The 20,244-nt window shown below is 69.2% G+C and carries 14 protein-coding genes; 9 read left to right on the top strand and 5 right to left on the bottom strand.

Translation table 11 applies throughout. From position 1 onward, the window contains the following. Window positions 1-20 precede the first annotated feature (20 nt). The 3 genes from AC5L3C_RS08975 to AC5L3C_RS08965 are packed head-to-tail and all read left to right on the top strand — an operon-like array spanning window position 21 to window position 1,863. Window positions 21-698 carry a response regulator gene (locus tag AC5L3C_RS08975; RefSeq protein WP_125503770.1) on the top strand — a complete coding sequence of 226 codons (678 nt, stop codon included), beginning with the start codon at window positions 21-23 and terminating at the stop codon, window positions 696-698. 55 nt (window positions 699-753) lie between these two features. Beyond that, window positions 754-1,152 (top strand): OB-fold nucleic acid binding domain-containing protein, encoded by a 399-nt coding sequence (locus AC5L3C_RS08970; protein ID WP_125503768.1) that lies wholly within the window; start codon window positions 754-756, stop codon window positions 1,150-1,152. 3 nt (window positions 1,153-1,155) lie between these two features. After that, window positions 1,156-1,863, top strand: coding sequence for a DUF3159 domain-containing protein (locus tag AC5L3C_RS08965; protein WP_493648260.1), 708 nt, complete (start codon window positions 1,156-1,158; stop codon window positions 1,861-1,863). 126 nt (window positions 1,864-1,989) lie between these two features. Here AC5L3C_RS08965 and AC5L3C_RS08960 read toward each other — a convergent pair whose 3' ends face one another. Together AC5L3C_RS08960 and AC5L3C_RS08955 are read right to left on the bottom strand one after the other, a co-directional pair. Further along, complete coding sequence (locus AC5L3C_RS08960; RefSeq protein ID WP_125503764.1) at window positions 1,990-2,658, bottom strand: potassium channel family protein; 669 nt, start codon at window positions 2,656-2,658, stop codon at window positions 1,990-1,992. Next, on the bottom strand, window positions 2,658-3,329 hold the full coding sequence (locus AC5L3C_RS08955; protein WP_125503762.1) for a potassium channel family protein: 672 nt from the start codon (window positions 3,327-3,329) through the stop codon (window positions 2,658-2,660). Before AC5L3C_RS08955 ends, AC5L3C_RS08960 begins: the two co-directional genes overlap by 1 nt. A gap of 239 nt (window positions 3,330-3,568) precedes the next feature. Between AC5L3C_RS08955 and AC5L3C_RS08950 the strand changes: the two genes are divergently transcribed. The 4 genes from AC5L3C_RS08950 (at window position 3,569) to AC5L3C_RS08935 (ending at window position 10,575) form a co-directional block, all read left to right on the top strand. Beyond that, window positions 3,569-4,495 (top strand): adenosine kinase, encoded by a 927-nt coding sequence (locus AC5L3C_RS08950; protein WP_493648259.1) that lies wholly within the window; start codon window positions 3,569-3,571, stop codon window positions 4,493-4,495. 275 nt (window positions 4,496-4,770) lie between these two features. Further along, a complete protein-coding gene (locus AC5L3C_RS08945; RefSeq protein ID WP_493648258.1) occupies window positions 4,771-6,816 on the top strand; it encodes an APC family permease in 2,046 nt (681 codons plus the stop codon). A 68-nt stretch (window positions 6,817-6,884) separates the two neighbouring features. Then, entirely contained in the window at window positions 6,885-8,213 is a 1,329-nt protein-coding gene (locus AC5L3C_RS08940) for a class I SAM-dependent RNA methyltransferase (RefSeq protein ID WP_493648256.1), read from the top strand. A 775-nt stretch (window positions 8,214-8,988) separates the two neighbouring features. After that, window positions 8,989-10,575 carry a tropomyosin gene (locus tag AC5L3C_RS08935; protein WP_205077503.1) on the top strand — a complete coding sequence of 529 codons (1,587 nt, stop codon included), beginning with the start codon at window positions 8,989-8,991 and terminating at the stop codon, window positions 10,573-10,575. A 119-nt stretch (window positions 10,576-10,694) separates the two neighbouring features. Here the strand turns inward: AC5L3C_RS08935 and AC5L3C_RS08930 are convergent, their stop codons facing one another. Beyond that, on the bottom strand, window positions 10,695-11,363 hold the full coding sequence (locus AC5L3C_RS08930) for a nucleotidyl transferase AbiEii/AbiGii toxin family protein (protein ID WP_205077501.1): 669 nt from the start codon (window positions 11,361-11,363) through the stop codon (window positions 10,695-10,697). A gap of 5 nt (window positions 11,364-11,368) precedes the next feature. Further along, the gene (locus tag AC5L3C_RS08925) at window positions 11,369-11,761 is read right to left on the bottom strand and encodes a hypothetical protein (RefSeq protein WP_205077499.1); all 393 of its coding nucleotides are present in this window, start codon (window positions 11,759-11,761) and stop codon (window positions 11,369-11,371) included. A 640-nt stretch (window positions 11,762-12,401) separates the two neighbouring features. On the opposite strand from AC5L3C_RS08925, the gene AC5L3C_RS08920 reads away from it, so the two are divergent. Next, window positions 12,402-15,770, top strand: a complete 3,369-nt coding sequence (locus tag AC5L3C_RS08920; protein ID WP_360596715.1) for a type ISP restriction/modification enzyme — start codon at window positions 12,402-12,404, stop codon at window positions 15,768-15,770. A 475-nt stretch (window positions 15,771-16,245) separates the two neighbouring features. Then, a complete protein-coding gene (locus AC5L3C_RS08915; RefSeq protein ID WP_164555596.1) occupies window positions 16,246-16,398 on the top strand; it encodes a hypothetical protein in 153 nt (50 codons plus the stop codon). A 269-nt stretch (window positions 16,399-16,667) separates the two neighbouring features. Here the strand turns inward: AC5L3C_RS08915 and AC5L3C_RS08910 are convergent, their stop codons facing one another. Then, window positions 16,668-20,237 (bottom strand): glycoside hydrolase family 32 protein, encoded by a 3,570-nt coding sequence (locus AC5L3C_RS08910; protein WP_125503754.1) that lies wholly within the window; start codon window positions 20,235-20,237, stop codon window positions 16,668-16,670. Window positions 20,238-20,244 lie beyond the last annotated feature (7 nt).

Raw genomic sequence — 20,244 nt, 5'->3', positions numbered from 1 at the left:
GAACCGGAAAGGCAGTCCGCATGACCCGTGTGCTGGTGGTCGACGACGATCCGGCCATCGTGCGCGCCCTCGTGATCAACCTCAAGGCCCGCTCCTACGAGGTCGACTCCGCCCACGACGGTGCGGCGGCCCTCCGTACCGCCGCCGCGCACCACCCCGACGTGGTCGTCCTCGACCTGGGCCTGCCCGACATGGACGGCGTCGAGGTCATCACGGCACTGCGCGGCTGGAGCCGGGTGCCGATCCTCGTGCTGTCCGCGCGGCACGCCTCCGAGGAGAAGGTCCAGGCGCTGGACGCGGGCGCCGACGACTACGTCACCAAGCCCTTCGGCATGGACGAACTGCTGGCCCGGCTGCGGGCCGCCGTACGGCGCGCCGAGCCCGCCGACGCGGGCGACACGGTGGTCGAGACCGACGCGTTCACCGTCGACCTCGCCGCCAAGAAGGTCAACCGGGGCGGCAAGGACGTACGGCTGACGCCCACCGAATGGCATCTGCTGGAGGTGCTGGTGCGCGGCGGGGGCCGTCTGGTGGGGCAGAAGCAGCTGTTGCGGGAGGTGTGGGGGCCGTCGTACGGGACGGAGACCAATTACCTCCGCGTGTACATGGCGCAGCTGCGGCGGAAACTGGAGGCGGATCCGTCGCATCCCCGGCACCTCATCACCGAGCCGGGCATGGGGTACCGGTTCGAGAAGTGAGGGTCACGGCCGCGGAGGGTACGGAACCGTCAGTGGCCCCCGGTACGCTTCAGATATGAGTGCTGTTCCTCGTTCGGAGAAGCCGGCAGGCCGGTTCCGGCGCATGCTCGACCGGCTCTCCTCCAGCCAGGAGGACCTGGAGTCGCAGGAGCTGCGCGAGGACGCCGAGACCGCCGGCTGTACGCGGATAGGAGACTGCCAGGACCGGCAGATCGTGACGGTTACTGGTACCTTGCGCACGGTCACGCTGCGGCCGCGCGCGGGAGTCCCGGCCCTCGAGGCCGAGCTGTTCGACGGCTCCGCCGCGCTGGACGTGGTGTGGCTCGGCCGGCGCTCCATCCTCGGGATAGAACCGGGGCGCAAGCTGATCGCATCGGGCCGGATCTCGATGAGCCGGGGCCGCCGGGTGCTGTTCAATCCGAAATACGAACTGAGACCCCTCGGACGGGAGTAGCCGGTGACGTCGCTCGACAAGCCGACAACCGAAGACACATCCGCGGACGACGCCCGGGCGGTGACGGAGGCCGCCCTGTTCGAGGCGTTCGGCGGGGTGCGGGGCATGGTCGAGACGGTGCTGCCCGGGCTTCTCTTCGTCAGCATCTACACGGTCAACAAGGACCTGCACATGTCGGCGATCGCCGCGCTCGTCGTGGCGCTGGTGATGGTCGTGGTCCGGCTCGCCCGCAGGGACACCGTCAAGCACGCCTTCAGCGGCGTCTTCGGCGTCGCCTTCGGCGTGGTCTTCGCGATGATGACCGGCAACGCCAAGGACTTCTACCTGCCGGGCATGCTGTACACACTGGGCCTGGCCCTGGCGTACATCGTCTCGGCGATGGCGGGGGTCCCGCTGATCGGGCTGATGCTCGGCCCGGTGTTCCGGGAGAACCTCTCCTGGCGTACGCGCAATCCCGGCCGGAAGAAGGCCTACACGAAGGCCAGCTGGGCGTGGGGGCTGATCCTGCTCGGCAAGAGCGCGATCCTCTTCCCGCTGTACTGGTGGGCGGACACGACGCAGCTGGGATGGGTGCTGGTCGCGCTGAAGATCCCGCCGTTCCTGCTCGCCGTGTATCTCACGTGGGTGTTCCTGGCGAAGGCGCCGCCGCCGATCGATGTGTTCGCGGAAATGGAGGCGGAGGAGGAACGCAAGGCTGCCGCCTCCGAGTAGGCGCGCCTCGCCCTCGCACTCCGGGGGCTGCCGCTCCCGGACCCCGCTTCGGCCCTGAACGGGCCTCGTCCTCAAACGCCGGACGGGCTGGAAGGGGGCACCCGGGGTTTTCCGGGTGCCCCGGCCTTACGACTCCCTGCGGACCGACAGCAGGTCCTCCAGTTGTTCCTCCCGGGCCTGGGCGGCGACGAAGAGGAGTTCGTCGCCGGCCTCGAGGGAGTCCTCACGGGTCGGCGTCAGGACGCGGGTGCCGCGGATGATGGTGACCAGCGAGGTGTCCTGCGGCCACTGGACGTCCCCGACCTGGGTGCCGGCCAGGGCCGACTCCTCGGGCAGGGTCAGCTCGACCAGGTTGGCGTCACCGTGGCTGAAGCGCAGCAGCCTGACCAGGTCGCCGACGCTGACCGCCTCCTCCACCAGGGCCGACATCAGGCGCGGGGTGGAGACGGCGACGTCCACGCCCCACGACTCGTTGAACAGCCACTCGTTCTTCGGGTTGTTCACCCGGGCCACGACCCGCGGAACGCCGTACTCGGTCTTGGCGAGCAGCGAGACGACCAGGTTGACCTTGTCGTCGCCGGTCGCGGCGATGACGACGTTGCAGCGCTGGAGCGCGGCCTCGTCCAGCGAGGTGATCTCGCAGGCGTCGGCAAGCAGCCACTCCGCCTGCGGTACGCGCTCCACCGAGATGGCGGTCGGCGCCTTGTCGATCAGCAGCACCTCGTGGCCGTTCTCCAGCAGCTCGCCCGCGATCGAGCGGCCCACGGCTCCGGCTCCGGCAATGGCGACCCTCATCAGCGACCGCCCTCCTCTTCGGGACCCTTGGCGAACGCCGCCTCGACCCGGTCGATCTCATCCGTGCGCATCATCACATGCACCAGGTCGCCCTCCTGCAGCACCGTCTGCGAGCTGGGCAGGATCGCCTCGCCGAGCCGGGTCAGGAAGGCCACGCGCACGCCCGTCGCCTCCTGCAGTCTGCTGATCCGGTGGCCCACCCAGGCCGGGGAGGTGTGCACCTCGGCCAGCTGGACCCCGCCGGTGGGGTCGCGCCACAGCGGCTCGGCACCCGAGGGAAGCAGCCGGCGCAGCATCTGGTCGGCCGTCCAGCGGACGGTCGCCACCGTGGGGATGCCGAGGCGCTGGTAGACCTCCGCGCGGCGGGGATCGTAGATGCGGGCGGCCACGTTCTCGATGCCGAACATCTCCCGCGCCACCCGCGCGGCGATGATGTTGGAGTTGTCGCCGCTGGACACGGCGGCGAAGGCGCCGGCCTCCTCGATGCCCGCCTCACGCAGGGTGTCCTGGTCGAAGCCGACGCCGGTGACCCGACGGCCGCCGAACGAGGAGCCCAGCCGGCGGAAGGCGGTGGGGTCCTGGTCGACCACGGCTACCGTGTGGCCCTGCTCCTCCAGGGTCTGGGCCAGGGCGGAACCCACCCTTCCGCAGCCCATGATGACAATGTGCATCGCCTCACACCGCGCTTCCTGCAGGCCCTTCGGCCTTCATGACCTTCGTGCTCATGTCTCTCTTTCCGGCTCGCCAGGCGGGACAACGCGGCGCGGGGAACCGGCCGCAAGGCAACATCATGCCGGGGGATCGCGGTCCTGACGCCTTCCGGGGCCGGGCCGTCGCCTCCGCGTGCCGAATCCAACGTATCCGCAGCACCGGGGAACGCCCGAGACCCGGGCAAGGAGGAAACCAGCCAATGACCGCGGAGATCGACGTGCTCGTCCTGGGCGGCGCCGGTGTGGACACGATCGTGCATGTGCCCGAACTGCCCGTTCCGCTCGCCGACAGTCATATGATCCGGCCGGGCATCGTCACCCGCGCGGGACAGAGCGGCGACTTCGTCGCCCTCGGCACCAGCGCCCTCGGCCTGCGCACCCACCACCTCGACCTGATCGGCGACGACCATGAGGGCGACCTCGTCCGCGCCCTGCACCGGGACCACGGCATCGCGCTCACCGCCGTACCGCAGCCGTGCGGCACCAAACGCGCGGTCAACCTGGTCGGCCCCGACGGCCGCCGGCTCTCCCTGTACGACGCGACCCGCTGGGCCGGGACGGACCGGCTTCCCGAAAAGACCGTGCGCCGTCTCGCCGCCGTCAGCCGGCACGCCCACGTCGTCATCACCCAGCCCTGTGCCGAGGCCCTGCCCCTGCTGCGCGAGGCGGACGTGACGATCTCGACCGACCTGCACGACTGGGACGGAGCCAACCCGTACCACGAGTCCTTCGCGCTCGCCGCGGACCTCGTCTTCCTCTCGGCCGCGGCCCTGCCGGAACCGGAGGCCACGATGCGCCGGATCGCCGAACGGGGCAGGGCCCGGGTCGTCGTCGCCACCGCGGGGGCCGAGGGCGCGCTGCTGCTCGCCGACGGCGGGACGGTCCGGATCCCCGCCGCCGAGCCCCCGGCGCCGGTCGTGGACTCCAACGGGGCCGGTGACGCCTTCGCGGCGGCGTTCCTCCACGGCTTCCTCCGGGGCGAGCCGCCCCTTCACTGCGCCCGGCTGGGTGCGGTGGCCGGCGCCTACGCCTGCACGGTGCCCTCCACACGCGTGGCGGCCATCGGACCGCGGGAACTGCGCGACGGATGCGCCGCGTCCGCCCCCGGCCCGGTCAGCGGCGCGTGATGCTGCGCACGCTCGCCACGGCGAGGATGCCGAGGCCGACGAGCGTGGCCGCGGCGCCGATCAGTTCTGCGGTCGTGTGCATGAGACCTCCACGGGACGTGGCTAGTCATATAGAGATGGAAGTTCCGCGCCGCTGGGCATGACACTTCCGCGACCTGCGGAATCCGCTCCCGGCCCGCGCTGAATTCACCCGGAGGGCAGAGGCGTATCGATGCCGTATGGAAGGGGGTGGCGGGTGGGTCGCCCCCGTGGCCGACGGCTTACGATCCACTGTTGTGTCCAAACTGACCGACGTGCCCAAACGGATCCTCATCGGGCGCGCACTGCGCAGCGACCGGCTCGGGGAAACGCTTCTGCCGAAGCGCGTGGCACTCCCCGTGTTCGCCTCCGACCCGCTGTCCTCCGTCGCCTACGCCCCCGGCGAGGTGCTGCTGGTCCTGTCCGTCGCGGGCCTCTCGGCGTACCACTTCAGCCCGTGGATCGCCGTCGCCGTCGTCGTGCTGCTGTTCACCGTCGTCGCCTCCTACCGCCAGAACGTCCGCGCCTACCCGAGCGGCGGCGGTGACTACGAGGTGGCCGGCACCAACCTCGGTCCCAGGGCCGGACTCGCCGTCGCCAGCGCCCTGCTCGTCGACTACGTCCTCACCGTCGCCGTGTCGATCTCCGCCGGCGTCGAGAACCTGGGCGCCGCGATCCCGTTCGTCGCCGAGCACAAGGCGGCCTGCGCGATCGGCGTGATCGTGCTGCTGACGCTGATGAACCTGCGCGGGGTCAGGGAGTCGGGCACACTCTTCGCGATCCCCACGTACGTCTTCGTCACGGGCATCTTCGCCATGATCGCCTGGGGGTCCTTCCGCGCGGTCGTCCTCGGCGAGGAGATGCGGGCACCGACCGCGGACTTCGAGATCAAACCCGAGCACCCCGGCCTCGCCGGCTTCGCCCTGGTCTTCCTGCTGCTGCGCGCCTTCTCCTCCGGCTGCGCCGCGCTCACCGGCGTGGAGGCGATCTCCAACGGCGTCCCGGCCTTCCGCAAGCCCAAGGCGCAGAACGCGGCGACCACCCTCGCCCTGATGGGCCTGCTCGCCGTCACCATGTTCTGCGGGATCATCGCACTGGCCTCCGTCACCGACGTCCGCCTGGCCGAGAACCCGGCCCAGGACCTGACCCGCGACGGCGTCCCGCTCGGCACCGGATACGTCCAGGACCCGGTGATCTCCCAGGTCGCCGAGGCCGTGTTCGGCCACGGCAGCGTCCTGTTCATGATCCTCGCCGCCGCCACCGCGCTGGTGCTGTTCCTCGCCGCGAACACCGCCTACAACGGCTTCCCGCTGCTCGGCTCGATCCTCGCCCAGGACCGCTACCTCCCCCGCCAACTGCACACGCGCGGCGACCGGCTCGCCTTCTCCAACGGCATCGTGCTGCTAGCGGGCGCCGCCGCGCTGCTGGTGGCGATCTACGGCGCCGACTCCACCCGGCTGATCCAGCTCTACATCGTCGGCGTCTTCGTGGCCTTCACCCTCAGCCAGACCGGCATGGTGCGGCACTGGAACCGGCTGCTGGCCACCGAGCGGGCCGTGGCCGAGCGCCGCCGCATGATCCGCTCCCGGGCCATCAACGCCTTCGGAGCCTTCTTCACCGGCCTGGTCCTCGTCGTCGTACTCGTCACCAAGTTCACGCACGGTGCCTGGGTCGCGCTGCTCGGCATGTGCATCTTCTACGCGACCATGACGGCGATCCGGAAGCACTACGACCGCGTCGCCGAGGAGATCGCGGCCCCCGAGGCCCCGACCGACGACAGCGTACGGCCGTCCCGGGTCCACTCCGTCGTCCTGATCTCCAAGATCCACCGCCCCGCCCTGCGCGCGCTCGCGTACGCCCGGCTCATGCGCTCCGACACCCTGGAGGCGCTCAGCGTCAACGTGGACCCGGACGAGACCAGGGCCCTGCGCGAGGAATGGGAGCGGCGCGGCATCGACGTACCCCTGAAGGTGCTCGACTCGCCCTACCGCGAGGTCACCCGCCCGGTGATCGAGTACGTCAAGAGCCTGCGCAACGAGTCACCGCGCGACGTGGTGTCCGTGATCATCCCCGAATACGTGGTCGGCCACTGGTACGAGCACCTGCTGCACAACCAGAGCGCGCTGCGGCTCAAGGGCCGGCTGCTGTTCACCCCGGGCGTGATGGTGACCTCGGTGCCCTACCAGTTGCAGTCCTCCGAGGCCGCCAAACGGCGGGCCCGCAGGCGGCAGGACTGGGCGGCACCGGGCTCGGTGCGCCGCGGCCCGGCCGAACGGGCGAAGGACTCCTCCCCGCACCCGTAGACTGGTGGGCTGTTGTCCCGGGCCCCCGAGGGGCCGGTCCGCTCTCGATGTTGTGGAGTCACCCCGCCATGCAGGCAGAACCGAGGAAATCACTGGTGGGGCAGGAGTACGAGGTCGAGGTCGGCCCCGTCGCCCACGGCGGCCACTGCATCGCCCGTACGTCCGAGGGCCAGGTCCTCTTCGTCCGGCACGCCCTGCCCGGCGAGCGTGTGGTCGCGCAGGTCACGGAGGGCGAGGAGGGGGCCCGCTTCCTGCGCGCGGACGCGGTGCGGGTGCTGGACGCCTCCAAGGACCGCATCGACGCCCCCTGCCCGTACGCCGGACCCGGCCGCTGCGGCGGCTGCGACTGGCAGCACGCCAAGCCGGGCGCGCAGCGGCGCCTGAAGGGCGAGGTCGTGGCGGAGCAACTCCAGCGCCTGGCCGGGCTCACGCCCGAGGAGGCCGGCTGGGACGGCACGGTGATGCCGGCCGAGGGCGACAAGGTCCCCGCGGGCCAGGTCCCGGCCTGGCGCACGCGCGTGCAGTACGCCGTCACCGCCGACGGCCGCGCGGGCCTGCGCCGCCACCGCTCGCACGAGGTCGAGCCGATCGACCACTGCATGATCGCAGCGGAGGGCGTCAGCGAGCTGGGCATCGAGAAGCGGGACTGGACGGGCATGGACTCCGTCGAGGCCATCGCGGCCACCGGTTCCCAGGACCGCCAGGTCGTCCTCACCCCGAAGCCCGGCGCCCGCCTCCCGCTCGTCGAACTCGACCGCCCCGTCTCGGTCCTGCGCGTCGACGAACGCAACGGCCAGATCCACCGCGTGCACGGCCGCCCCTTCGTCCGTGAACGCGCGGACGGCCGCACCCACCGCGTCGCGGGCGGCGGCTTCTGGCAGGTCCACCCGAAGGCCGCCGACACCCTCGTCACCGCGGTCATGCAGGGCCTGCTGCCCCGCAAGGGCGACATGGCCCTCGACCTCTACTGCGGCGTCGGCCTGTTCGCGGGCGCGCTGGCCGACCGGGTCGGCGAGGCGGGCGCGGTCCTCGGCATCGAGTCCGGCAAGCGCGCCGTCGAGGACGCCCGCCACAACCTCGCGGACTTCCCGCGCGTCCGCATCGAACAGGGCAAGGTCGAGTCCGTCCTGCCCCGCACCGGCATCACGGACGTCGACCTCGTCGTCCTCGACCCGCCCCGCGCCGGCGCCGGCCGCAGGACGGTGGCCCACCTGTCCTCCCTGGGCGCCCGCAGGATCGCCTACGTGGCCTGCGACCCGGCGGCCCTGGCCCGGGACCTGGCGTACTTCCGCGACGGGGGGTACCGGGTGCGGACGCTGCGGGTGTTCGACCTGTTCCCGATGACGTCGCACGTGGAGTGCGTGGCAGTTCTTGAGCCTGCCGTGAAGGGTGCTTGACCTGCGGCTTTGTGGCGCAGGCGGGTCGACCGACCTGTTTCTCGCCATGCAGCGGGTCGAATGGATGGATCGATCCTGAAGGTTGCCTGACCTGCGACTTCTTGAGGGAGCCGGCCGCTTCGGCGGCGCTTTCAGGGGTTCTTTCGAGGAATCTTGACGCTCGGCTGACGCTCGCTTCGGGGCTCTGGGCGTTACTGGGGCCATCGCGGGGTGATCTCGGTATCTTGCACCACACCGGGCAGCTCAGTTCTCGGAGTGCGAAAGTCAGTAACCGAGTGGGGCCACCCGCACGGCACCGAGGCACACGACACGGTCGTCCTGGTCGTCGCCGAACTCGCCGCGAACGCCGTCCTCCACGGCCGCGTCCCGGGCGGGGCTTCGCCCCGTCCCTTTCCCACGACGAGAGTCTGGGCGTCGTCCGAATCGAGGTGACCGACATTCACCCCACGCGGCTGGCGCGACAGGCTCCCGATCCGGACGAGGGCAGATGCCACAGACTGCCTTGTCGATGCGCTCGCCGCCGACTGGGGCGTACGCGACAGCCCCGGCCCGGCAAGACGGTCTGGCGGAGTGCACGACGGCGCCCCGTTTCATCGGCCCCGTCGGGGCCAGCAGCTATGGCGTTCGGTTGACCGGACGGTCGGCCCCGAAGCCACGCCCAGGGCATTACGCACCTGGGCGTGGCGGTATTACGGTTGCTCTCCGAGCGGTGCCCTGACCGCTTTCGAGGGGGAAACGGTCGTCGCACAGGGCATCGGGGGTGAGGGGAGCCGCCGTGCAGGCGCTGTATGCCGTCAGTTTCGACATCCGGTCCGCCCAGGAGCAGCCGGGCCACGTCTACGAGAGCCTTCGCGGCCATCTCGCCGACTGGCTCGGCCACCACGGACGTGTACCGGCACCGTCGGCGACCGAACTCGACAGGGATGGCCGGGCGGTGCTCGCCGGCAAGATTCCCGGCCACGGTGACCGCACAGTGAGCTGGACCGTGGCGGGCGACGAACTCACCCGCGCCCTGCGCATGACCATCCACCAGCCGCTGTCTACGGGACCGGCCCAGTTTGTCACCCGGGTCACGGTCTCCCAGTCGGGGGAAGGCGGCGGGCTCAGGATCGTCATGGGCAGGGAGATCCCCGACGGCTGGATAGCGCCGGTGCAGGATCCGCCGCTCAAGCGCCCCAACCTGTTGCGGGCGGTGCTCGGCGACGAGCAACTTGAAGTGCGGGTGCTGAGCCAGCTCGCCACGGGGCGATACGAGAGGATCCGGGAGGAGAGTCACGCTGACGTACTCCTCGACGTCCTGGCGCTGCGCACGCGCCTCCCCATTCTCCTGATGCACCCCAGGGACCAGGCGGGATGGAGCGCGGCGGCCGATGCGTCGGGGCAACTCGCGGGCCTGGCCCAGGTGGTGACCCTGAACTACGTGACCGCACAGGCCGTCCGCCGGGCCCACGAGCAGGTGGCCGTACCCAGCGGTGGCGCCCGGCTGGTCTGGCCCGACCTCGGCCTGGAGCACCCCGCCTACTCACGGGAGGAGGTGTCTCAGACGTCCTTCGTGGAACGGCGGCTGATGCCGTCGCTCGCCCATCTCTCTGTCATCGCCCGCGGCAGTGACACGGCGTGGGAGCGTGCGCGACAGGCGTCGTACCGCGCGGGAGCCCGCAGGGCGGCGGAGCAGTTGTCGCGCGCCCAGGCCGCCGGAGACACGACCGCCGAGCTCGAAGCGCTGCAGAAGCGTGTCCGGCAGCTCGAAGAGGACGCCACATCTTGGGAGGACATGGCACAGAGCTGCATGGAGGAACGCGACAAGGCGCGAGACGATGCCGCCACCGCTGAGGCCCTGCGTCAGGACCGGGACTACTGGAAGAACGAGTACCTAAACCTGTCGAAGGGCGGGAGCGGGCAGGCGGCCACATCGGACGCGTGGAGCGAGATCCCTCCTCTGGGAACGGACGCCGTACCCACTTTCGAAGCTCTCGTTAAGGCATCAGAGGAGCACATCGTGTTCACGGCGAGAGCGGCGCGCACCTGGAAGGACTCCCGCTACCCGTACCCCCAGGAGATGACCGACCGGCTGACCGCCCTTGCGCAGGCTGCGACGGACCTGTACTCCAATTCCGGCAGGATGCCCAGGCTGGCCCAGTGGTTTTACGACAACCACGGACTGAAATTCGCGCCCAACGACGAGAAACTCAGCAAGGACAAGGACAAGCGCTACTTCATGTTCAACGGAAAGCGTTGGGACGGACTGCCGCACATCAAGGTCCGGGACGCCGTCTCGCCCAATGAGGTCGGACGCATCTACTTCGCCCTCGACTCCGAGGAGAAGCGGTTCATCGTGAACCATGTGGGACTGCACCTGTAGCCGGCCCCGGCGGGCACCTTGCATCCGTGGGCACTCATGGTGACCACTCTGGCACTGTACGGTACGGCGGATTTCAGCGCGCAAGCCCCGCCTCACCGCGAGCCCTCATTTGGACGTGATCAGTCGATGTGCGGATCATCGGACTCTTCGAGGAGACGGGTCGCGAGGTGGTCGGCCCACTCCACGGCCCAGGAGCGGAGAGCGGTGATGGTGGCGTCATCGAGCCCATAGGCGGCAAAGGCTTCATCGTCGGTCCACTCGGCGCCCGTGAGGTTCGACTGCAGATCCTCGCGCTCGAAGCGGCCGCGGGCGTGGCGGCGGCCGAACTCTTCGAGCTCGGCACTGGTCCAGCGGCGGGAGGCTGCGAACACGTCGATCAGGTCGCGGGGCGCTCCGCGGTCGGCGAGGGCGCGGACCTTGGTCCCGATCACGTCCTCCTCCGCGAGGACGGGCCCGTACGGGCTCTGGGCGACCGGCCGCCAGAAGATCTCCTTGAGGATGTCGACTTCGCATTCTTGGCCGGTGGCCGGGTCGGTCACGGTGAAGCGGGCGGACAGCGGGGCGGTCTCCAGCGCGTGCACCTTCCAGCCGCGGGCTTCCAGTCCGGCGCGGAGCGTGGCGGCGATGTCGGCCATGGGCGCCGGGTTCTCGGTGGCGACGTCGAGGTCCTGGCTGGGGCGGTTCACGAGGCGGTGTGCCCGCACGGCGTATCCGCCGGTGAGAACCAAGGGATACGGGGAGCCGAGCGCGAGCACATCCGCCAGGAGCCGCGTGTGCAGCTCCGGCATGTCCGTCACGCGGCTGCCCGGGCGCGGGACGCGAGCTGAGGGAAGGCGTCTTCCCATACGGCGCGCACGCTGCGGCCGACGAGGGTGCGCAGCACCGGCCACAGCTGGAGGAGCAGGTCCTGGTCGAGGTAGCGGGGCAGGTCGTCGTGCAGGCCCTCGTGCAAGACGGTGCGGTACAGGCCCATACGCTGGCGCGGCTTGCCCAGGTCGTACGAGGTCATCCCGGACCAGGCCAGGTGCAGCGGCAGATCCACGACACCGTGTGTCGGCCCGCGCAGCTCGTCCAGCGACTCCGGCAGACGGCGACGGAACTTCTCCCGGTACAGCGCGAGGTCCTCGGCGTCCGCTCCCGAGACGTTCCTTGGGGTGGGTGCGGGGTGCTGTGGGCTGGAGGGCATGACTCCATTATGGCGGCCGGAGACGTTGCGAGTGTCATGATGAGCGAGCTGGCGTCCGGAGCGAGCGGGGACGGATCTCCTGGTGAGCTGGTTGCCGCAGTCTGCTATTCCGTGAGCGGTGCTCACTCCTGGCAGTCCGCCGGGCGCTGGTCCCGTCCTTGGGGGTCGTCCGTCCAGCGGGTTAATGCGTATGGCGGCAAGCATCTGTAGGACTTTCGAGAGGCGGGGCAGAGGGGCCGCTCGCCTTCGGTGATTCGCACACTGTGCATCGCTGCGATGACGGAATGAAGGAAGGATTCCAGCACCCCGGTAGTAAATCGGGAATGGCGTCCCGAGAGCGCCTTCCCGCCTGAGGGGCGGTCAAGGGGGGCTCTGGAGGTCTCTTCCCGACCAACATCCGCCCCTCTTTTCCCAGCGGTCACGGAACGCGCCGTCCGTGCCCCTCGCGCGCCCCCCGTGCGCACTGAGGCGGTCCTTTCGCCTCCAACAAGCTGTGTCTGCGGTGATCCACCGTCCGCGTCCACAGCTTGGAGGGGACAAGGTGCCGGAGGAGTGGATACGGACTCTCGTGTCGGACTTTGGGTCCGAGTGCAGGGAGCGTCTGCGGGTCAGCGACACGGAGGCGTCCATCAGCTTGCCGGTGGCGAAGCTGGTGGAGACATTCGGGGCGCGCTGGAAGCTGCGTCCTCGCCTTCATCCTGAGTATTCCTTGCCCGAGGCCCGGGTGCGTCCGGATTACGCGGTGGAGACATCGGGGCGCATCACCGGGTTCCTCGAGCTGAAGGCCCCGGGGCACGACGTCACGCCTGACGGCTTCACGAAGCGGGACCGGGAGCAGTGGGAGCTGATGCGCCGACTGCCGAATGTGCTGTATAGCAACGGTCACACCTGGTGCCTGTACCGAGGCGGGTCGCGGCCTCTGCGCACGGTTCGGCTCGAAGGTGATCTGTACCGGTCCGGCAGCCGGTTGCGTATCAGTGCAGCCGATGGAGGGGCGTTTCGGGATCTGTTGCGGGAATTTCTCGGGTGGCAGCCCCGACGCATCACGACTGTTGGCCAGTTGGTGTCGTCTATCGCTCCGCTGTGTCAGTACTTGCGCGAGGAGGTGCTGGAGCAGCTCGCCCTCGAACGCAGAACGCCAGACGGTACTCGCAGCCGACGACTTGTCCCCAAGCCGTTCACCGCCTTGGCACACCACTGGAGCAAGGTGCTCTTCCCCTCAACCGATGGGCAAGACCCCGATCACCTCTTCGCCGACCGTTACACCCAGACGATCGCCTTCGCCCTGCTGCTGGCCCGTATCGAGAACGTACCGCTCGCCGACCGCAACTTCGTTGATGTTGCACATGAGTTGAAGGCAGAGAACACGGTCATGGGTCGAGCCCTGCAGTTGCTGACGGAGACGGTGGACGCCGAGTTCGCCCGCCGAATCGACACGCTCGTGCAGGTCATCGACGCTGTCGACTGGGAGGCGATCCGAGCACGGACGCCCGACGCCCACGTTCATCTCTACGAGGATTTCCTCCAGGAGTACGACCGCGATCTGCGTAAACGCTCCGGCACGTACTACACCCCGCCCCGTCTGGTGAAGGAGATGGTTCGCTTCACCGACGCAGTGCTGCGTACCCGCCTGGGCTGTGTGGAGGGCTTCGCCGACGAGCAGGTGACGATCGTCGACCCTGCGATGGGCACCGGCACGTTCCTCAGCGAGATTATCGACAGGGTCGCCGAAGAACGCTCCCGCCGCGGGGAGGGTTTCCGCGGCGAAGCGGTGGAACAGCTGGCGGGACGGCTGATCGGCTTCGAGCGTCAAATGGCCGCCTACGCGGTCGCCCAGATGAGAATCACCCAGACCCTCCGTAAGCAAGTCACCGACACTCAACTCGGCGATCTGCGGCTCCATCTCGCCGACACCCTCGCAGACCCCTACGAGAGGGCCACGCTCTTCACGTTCCTGCCCGATGGCGATCCTCTGGTCGAGAACACCCGCAAGGCGGACTGGATCAAGCGCGAGCAGAAGGTCACTGTCATGATCAGTAACCCCCCGGACCGGGAGAGAGCCGAGGGGGAGGGCGGTTGGGTGGAGAAGGGGCGCGAGGGGGATGACAAAGCACCCCTGCTCGATGCCTTCCGCCTTGGTGGCAGAAACGGAGTACACGAGAACAAGCTCAAGAACCTGTACGTCTACTTCTGGCGCTGGGCCACCTTCAAGGTCTTCGAACAGCACCGTTCCGAGTCGGACCGCGGAATCGTCGCCTTCATCAGTACCGCGGGCTTCCTCAGCGGGCCCGGTTTCCGAGGGATGAGGAAGTACCTGCGTGAGACTTGTTCCGAGGGCTGGATCATTGACCTCAGCCCCGAGGGTATCCAGCCACCTTTACGGACACGCCTCTTCGAGGGCGTTCAGCAGCAACTGACGATCGCCGTGTTCGTCCGCAGCAGAGCCGACACCGAACCTGCCCGTATCAGGTACGTCGCCCTGGACGGCAGCACTCGTGAGGAGAAGTACGCACAGCTCGAGGCTCTCGGGCCGGACAGTGACCAGTGGCGCCCGGTGCGTCAGGATGCCCATGCTCCGTTCACCCCTGCGGCCATCGGAGCATGGGATACGTATCCCGCATTGGATGATCTGCTGCCATGGACAGTGCCCGGCATTTTGCCCAAGCGGACGTGGGTCTACTCCGCGGACCCCGATACGCTGCGCTCCCGGTGGCGGAGGTTGACCGCCGAGACGGACCTGGCCGAGAAGCGTGCCTTGTTCAGGGAGACCAAAGGCGGCCGTACCATCGACCGGCCGGTCAAGCCGCTCCCGGGATCGGCACAGCGAAGGCGGTCGATGCTGGAGGCGGGTCCCGAGTGTCCGGAGCCGGTGCCTGTGGCCTTCCGCCCTTTCGATCGGCAGTGGATCATCCCGGACAACAGAGTCCTTGACAGGTGCTCGCCGGAGCTGTGGGAGAACCGGGCCGAGGGCCAGATACACATCGTGGAGCTGCACTCAGAACGGTTCGGTGACGGCCCCGCCACGCTGTTCACCGCGCTGATGCCGGACATGCATCACTTCGCCGGCTGGGGTGGTGGCAGGGTGATCCCCTTCCTGCAGAAGGACGGCACCCCCAATGTGACCCCCGGCCTTCTCCAGCACCTTCGTAACTCCTTCGGCGGTCTGGCTGTCTCCGCCGAGGACTTGCTCGCGTACATCGCCGCGATCACGGCCCACCCTGGTTTCCGGTCCCGCTTCGATGACGAACTCACCACCGTCGGCGTCCGCGTACCGCTCACCGGTGACGCCACGCTGTGGTCGGAGGCGCTGCACATCGGGCGGAAGGTGATCTGGGCCTCCACCTTCGGAGAGAGACTCGTGGACCCGGTGGCGGGGAGGCCCGGCGGACCCCAGGAGGTCTGGACGACCGCACAGCCGGCGATCACGTACCGGAGACAGGTCGGCAGGGACGAACTACCCGAGAGTTTCGTCTACGACTCCGACCGTCTGGAACTCCACTTCGGCCAAGGAGTTTTCGGTGCGGTAACTCAGCAAATGCGGGATTACCAGGTCAGCGGACAGAACGTTCTCGACGGCTGGTTGAAACGTAGGACGGGACCGCCGTCTCGCAGAGCCGTCAGCCAGCTGGACCACATCCGGCCCGAGCGGTGGCTACCTGCCTGGAGTGAGGAACTACAGTACGTGTTGTCCGTTCTGTGGCATCTGGTCGAGCTGCAGTCGGCTCAGAATGAACTGCTCGACCGTGTTCTCATGTCGCCGCTGGTCAGCGTCGCCGAGTTGCATCGTCGGAACGTCCTGCCCGTCCCGGACAACGCCCAGCGTTCTGCTCCCGCACCACTGCAGACCGACCCTATCCCCGGGACCGAGGGGATCGAGGGGCGTGAGCCGCACGCCGTAAGGCCACTCACCGTAGAGAAGAGGTCTCCGGCCGACGCTCCCACGCTGCCACGGAGGAGTAGGAACCCCGGCGCCGCGCGGTCGTCCCGCAGAAAGCGACAAGATCCGTAGAGCTCTTGATGAAGGTGACGCGCCTGCCGTACCGAGGGCGGGTGCGTCCGGCCAGTCGTGACGCTCGTTTGACGCTCTGGGCGCACTCACGCTGCGCGGCGAGCCGAGAAAGCTGCTCTGACCTGGTCTTTTCCGTGACTCGTTCAGGCCGATATCTTTCCGATGACGTCGCACGTGGAGTGCGTGGCAGTTCTTGAGCCTGCCGTGAAGGGTGCTTGACCTGCGGCTTTGTGGCGCAGGCGCGGCGACCGACCTGTTTCTCTCCATGCAGCGGGTCGAATGGATGGATCGATCCTTGAAGGTTGCCTGACCTGCGACTTCGTGAGGGAGCCGGTCGCTTCGGCGGCGCTTTCAGGGGTTCTTTCGAGGAATCTTGACGCTCGGCTGACGCCCGCTTCGGGGCTCTGGGCGTTACCGGGGCCATCGCGGGGTGATCTCGGTATCTTGCACCACACCGGGCAGCTCAGTTCTCGGAGTGCGAAAGTCAGTAACCGAGTGGGGCCACCCGCACGGCACCGAGGCACACGACGCGGTCGTCCTGGTCGTCGCCGAACTCGCCGCGAGCGCCGTCCTCCACGTGCACGACGGCTCCCCGTATCATCCGGGCCGTCGGGGCCAGCAGCTATGACGTTCGGTTGACCGGACGTTCGGCCTCGAAGCCCCGCCCAGGGCATTACGGACCTGGGCGCGGCGGTATTACGGTTGCTCTCCGAGCGGTGCCCTGACCGCTTTCGAGGGGGGAAACGGTCGTCGCACAGGGCATCGGGGGTGCAGGCGCTGTATGCCGTCAGTTTCCACATCCGGTCCGCCCAGGAGCAGCCGGGCCACGTGCTCCACCCGTCGGCTACTTGAGGGCGGAGCCTCTGCGGTCACGGTTGCTGCCGGCATGACCGGCGGTCACAGCTCCTTCGCGTAGGCGTCCTGGTATGCCGCCCTCCCTCCGAACACGTTGAGGCCGATGTGTCCGCTCGTGTACGTCGTGTCCGTTACGTCGATGATCCGCTCACCGTTGAGGAATACCTGGATGCGGTCGCCCTCGGTGAGGATGCGGACGAGGTAGGTCGTGCCGTGGCGGAGCAGGGCGGGGACGCGGGCGAGGGCGGCGGCGTCGTCGAAGTAGCCGTTGGCCTTGGCGACCAGGCGGATCACGTGCAGGTCGGGGTCGATGTTGAGGCAGTAGGCGTCGGCACCGTCGGAGGAGGCGCGCCAGAGGAGGGAGAGGGCGCCGCCGGTGTCCGGGTCGGGGCCGCCGAGCCGGACCAGGGTGGTGAGGTCCAGGTCCGTCGCCGTGCGAGCCGAGATCGCGTTGGAGTCTTTGTCGAAGGTTCCGGCGCGGCCCGCGCTGTCCGTCGACCAGCGGCCGGCGGGGGTGATCGTCAGCTTGCCGAGGTTCGAGCGGAATTCACCGCCGGTCGGGGCGGCCACCAGTGGCTTCACCCGATTCACCAGGCGGAAGGTGCTGTCCAGCCTGTGCACCTTGAGCGACTCGATGTGTGCGGTGCCGCCCTTGGCGTAGAAGGCCATGCCGTCGGCGTCCGGACCGGGGAAGATCAGGCTGGTCACGGCGGCCTGTCCGTTTGCGCCGAATGCCTCGACCGAGGACGAGTCGACGTACACGCGCAGGGTCACGCGGCCGTCGGTCGTCTTCATCGGCGCGGTCGTGCGGCCCGCGAAGTACTGCGTGAAGTCGCTCAGGCCCGATGCCGAGCGGTCCACGAACAGTTCCTGCGCCTCGGCGTCGTATCCGACTGCCGTGTGTTGGTCGCCGTCGGTCCGGAGCCGGAAGCCGATCTCCCTGGCGGTGCCGAGGGTGATCTCGGCCTCGATCTCGTAGGCGATGCCCCGGACTCCCGCGAGCGGGTTCGCGGAGTCGGGGCCGACGGCGAGGTTCTTGCGGTTCGTGGTGGACGTGCGCAGCGTTACCAGTTCCGGGACCGGGCGCTGCGCCAGGCGTACGCCGTCGGCGGTGTCCGTGAGGGTCAGTTCGCGGGGGGTGCTCAGCTGGCCGTTCCAGCCGCCGGTCGGGGCGCTGAAGGGGTAGTCCCAGTTGCTCATCCAGCCGAGCCAGACGCGGCGGTCGTCGGGCAGGCCGTAGAAGGACATGGCGGCGTAGTAGTCGCGGCCGGAGTCGGCGCGCAGGACCGTGCCGGGCTTCTGGTCGGGGGCGAAGTTGGTGCCGTTCCAGTCACCCGTGAAGTACTGGGCGGCCGAGCCGTTCGTGGCGCGTACGGCACCGGTGCTCAGGGTGAGGACCCACTTCACCTTGTCCTTGTCGCCGTCGATCGGCAGCGGGAAGAAGTCGGGACACTCCCAGACGCCCGGGGTGACCCAGTCGCCGTAGCCGAAGGAGCTGACTTGGGTCCAGGCGAGGAGGTCGCTGGAGGTGAAGAAGCGGACATGGTCGCCGCCGGAGACGACCATCAGCCACTGGTCGTGGGCCTCGTCGCGGATCACCTTCGGATCCCGGAAGGTCCAGCCGGCGTCGGGGCCTCCCGGGTTCTGCACGGCCGGGGCAGAGCCGCCGTGCAGCTGCCAGGAGCGTCCCTTGTCCTTGCTGTACGCGATGCGCACGCTGGCGTTCCCGCCCGGCTTGTCCGGGTGGTAGCTCGTGTAGTACGCGATCAGGCCCGAGCCGCCGTCGAAGAGACCGGAGGTGTCGTCGGCGTCCACGACCGCGCAGCCGGTCCAGCAGTGGCCGTAGGCGTTCCAGGGCAGGGCGATCGGCAAGGGCTGCCAGTGGACGAGGTCGGTGCTGACTGCGTGCGCCCAGCGGCCCTCGTCCTGGTGGAAGAGGTGGTACTCGCCGTCGTAGTGCAGCAGGCCGCAGGGGTCGCTGGTGGAGCCGGTGAGTTGGGAGTAGTGGTACGTGGGGCGGTACGGCTCGGTGAAATAGTCGGCGGTGCTGTGGATCTCGACGTTCTGGAAGTACGACGTCCCGTGCGCGGCCGCGGTGCCGACGGTGGCGCCCTTGGTGCGGGACACGCGAGTCTTGAGCGCCCGTACGCCGTCCACGCACACCTCGATGGTTGTGCCCGTCGCGCGGGCCTCGACGCGGTACGTGCTTCCGGCCGTGATTGGTCGGACCGGGCCGGTGGCGGAGGCGAGGCGGGTGCCGGAGGAGCGGTCCAGCAGGACGACGGCGTCGCGGCCGGCTTCCAGGCGGGCTTCGTAGCCGCCGGAGCCGTTTGCGGTCGCGCGCAGGACGAGGCCGGCCGAGGAGGAGCGGTCGCCGGGTGTGATGTCGGCTCTCGCCACGAGGTCGCCGTCGGTGAAGGGGGCCGTGCGCAGGCCGTTCTCGCCGCGGATGCCGCGCAGGTCGGGGGTCCAGGTGCCGGAGCGGGCCGTCCAGCCCTGGAGGCCGGTGGTGAGGTCGGCGCCGGCGATGTTCTCGAAGGACACCTCGCCAGCCGATGCCGTGACGGCGAGTTGGCCCTTGGTGTGGGTGGAGTCCTGGGCAGTGATGACGGGGGCGTAGCCGTCGGGGGAGAGGAAGTTGGTCTGCCAGTGCACGCGCAGCTCGTCGTGTTCGGCTTCGACGCGCAGGCGGTAGACCGTGTCAGCCTTGATGGTGGTCGCGTAGGTGCCGAGGGTGACGTTGCCGTCGATGCGATAGAGCCGCAGCCTGCCCTGTTCCGGGTCGACTTGGACGCCGTAGCCACGCGTGGCCTTGGCGTCCGTGCGTACGAGCAATGCGGCGATGGCGGAGGCGTCGTGCAGGAGCAGGTCGGCTTGGAGCGCTGTGTCGTAGGTCTTGGTCGTGGTGATGGCGCGGGCGGTGGCTCCCTGGGTCGGTGCCGCGCGCCAGCCCAGCGGACTCGCTGCCCAGGTGCCGCCGCTCGTGGTCCAGCCGGTGAGGTTGGTGGTGACCGAGGAGAGGGAGGGGGCGCCGAAGGTGACCTTGCCGCCCTGGGCGAGCAGGCCCACCGAGCCGGTGTCGTGGCGGTGGTCAACGGTGTGCAGGATCCGCTTGCCGTCGACGTACACCGCCAGCTCGGGTCCGTCGACTGCCACTTCGAGGTCATAGGGCTTTCCGGCGTGCGCGCCCGGAAGTGGAGCGGTGGCGAGTGTGTCGCCGCCGGCCAGGTCGTAGAGCCGTATGCGGGCACGGCCCGGGTCGAGGGCGACCGCGTATCCGGCCGAGCCGTCCAGGGCCGCCCGGAACACCAACGCGCCCACCGAAGCGGCGGATTGGGGTGTGACGCGGGCCGCATACATGCCATTGGTCGCGAGTTGCTGCTCGGACAGGGCGAGGGCGGGCCCGCGACGGCCAGCGGTCGCCTTCTGGCCGCCGTCGGAGGTGCGGGTCCAGGTGCCGGTGACCGGGATGGGGTCGGGAACCGGGGTGGCGGCGGGGGTCGCTCCGGCGGCGCTCGGGGCGGCCTGTGCTGCGGGGAGGATGCCTCCGAGAGGCAGCAGGGTGGCGGCGGTTCCTCCGGCGAGCAGGAGGGTACGGCGGGACACGCTCATGGCGGCT

It is taken from the genome of Streptomyces speibonae, assembly GCF_984686075.1.
Note: the sequence above shows the minus strand (reverse complement) of the source record. Positions and strands in the feature narration are given on the sequence as shown.

Bases quoted from the DNA above. Each gene is read 5' to 3' on its own strand.
- AC5L3C_RS08975 (WP_125503770.1), top strand. From the start codon at position 21: ATGACCCGTGTGCTGGTGGTCGACGACGATCCGGCCATCGTGCGCGCC.
- AC5L3C_RS08925 (WP_205077499.1), bottom strand. From the start codon at position 11,761: ATGCCCTCCAGCCCACAGCACCCCGCACCCACCCCAAGGAACGTCTCG.
- AC5L3C_RS08955 (WP_125503762.1), bottom strand. From the start codon at position 3,329: ATGCACATTGTCATCATGGGCTGCGGAAGGGTGGGTTCCGCCCTGGCC.
- AC5L3C_RS08910 (WP_125503754.1), bottom strand. From the start codon at position 20,237: ATGAGCGTGTCCCGCCGTACCCTCCTGCTCGCCGGAGGAACCGCCGCC.
- AC5L3C_RS08960 (WP_125503764.1), bottom strand. From the start codon at position 2,658: ATGAGGGTCGCCATTGCCGGAGCCGGAGCCGTGGGCCGCTCGATCGCG.
- AC5L3C_RS08970 (WP_125503768.1), top strand. From the start codon at position 754: ATGAGTGCTGTTCCTCGTTCGGAGAAGCCGGCAGGCCGGTTCCGGCGC.
- AC5L3C_RS08940 (WP_493648256.1), top strand. From the start codon at position 6,885: ATGCAGGCAGAACCGAGGAAATCACTGGTGGGGCAGGAGTACGAGGTC.
- AC5L3C_RS08930 (WP_205077501.1), bottom strand. From the start codon at position 11,363: ATGCCGGAGCTGCACACGCGGCTCCTGGCGGATGTGCTCGCGCTCGGC.
- AC5L3C_RS08950 (WP_493648259.1), top strand. From the start codon at position 3,569: ATGACCGCGGAGATCGACGTGCTCGTCCTGGGCGGCGCCGGTGTGGAC.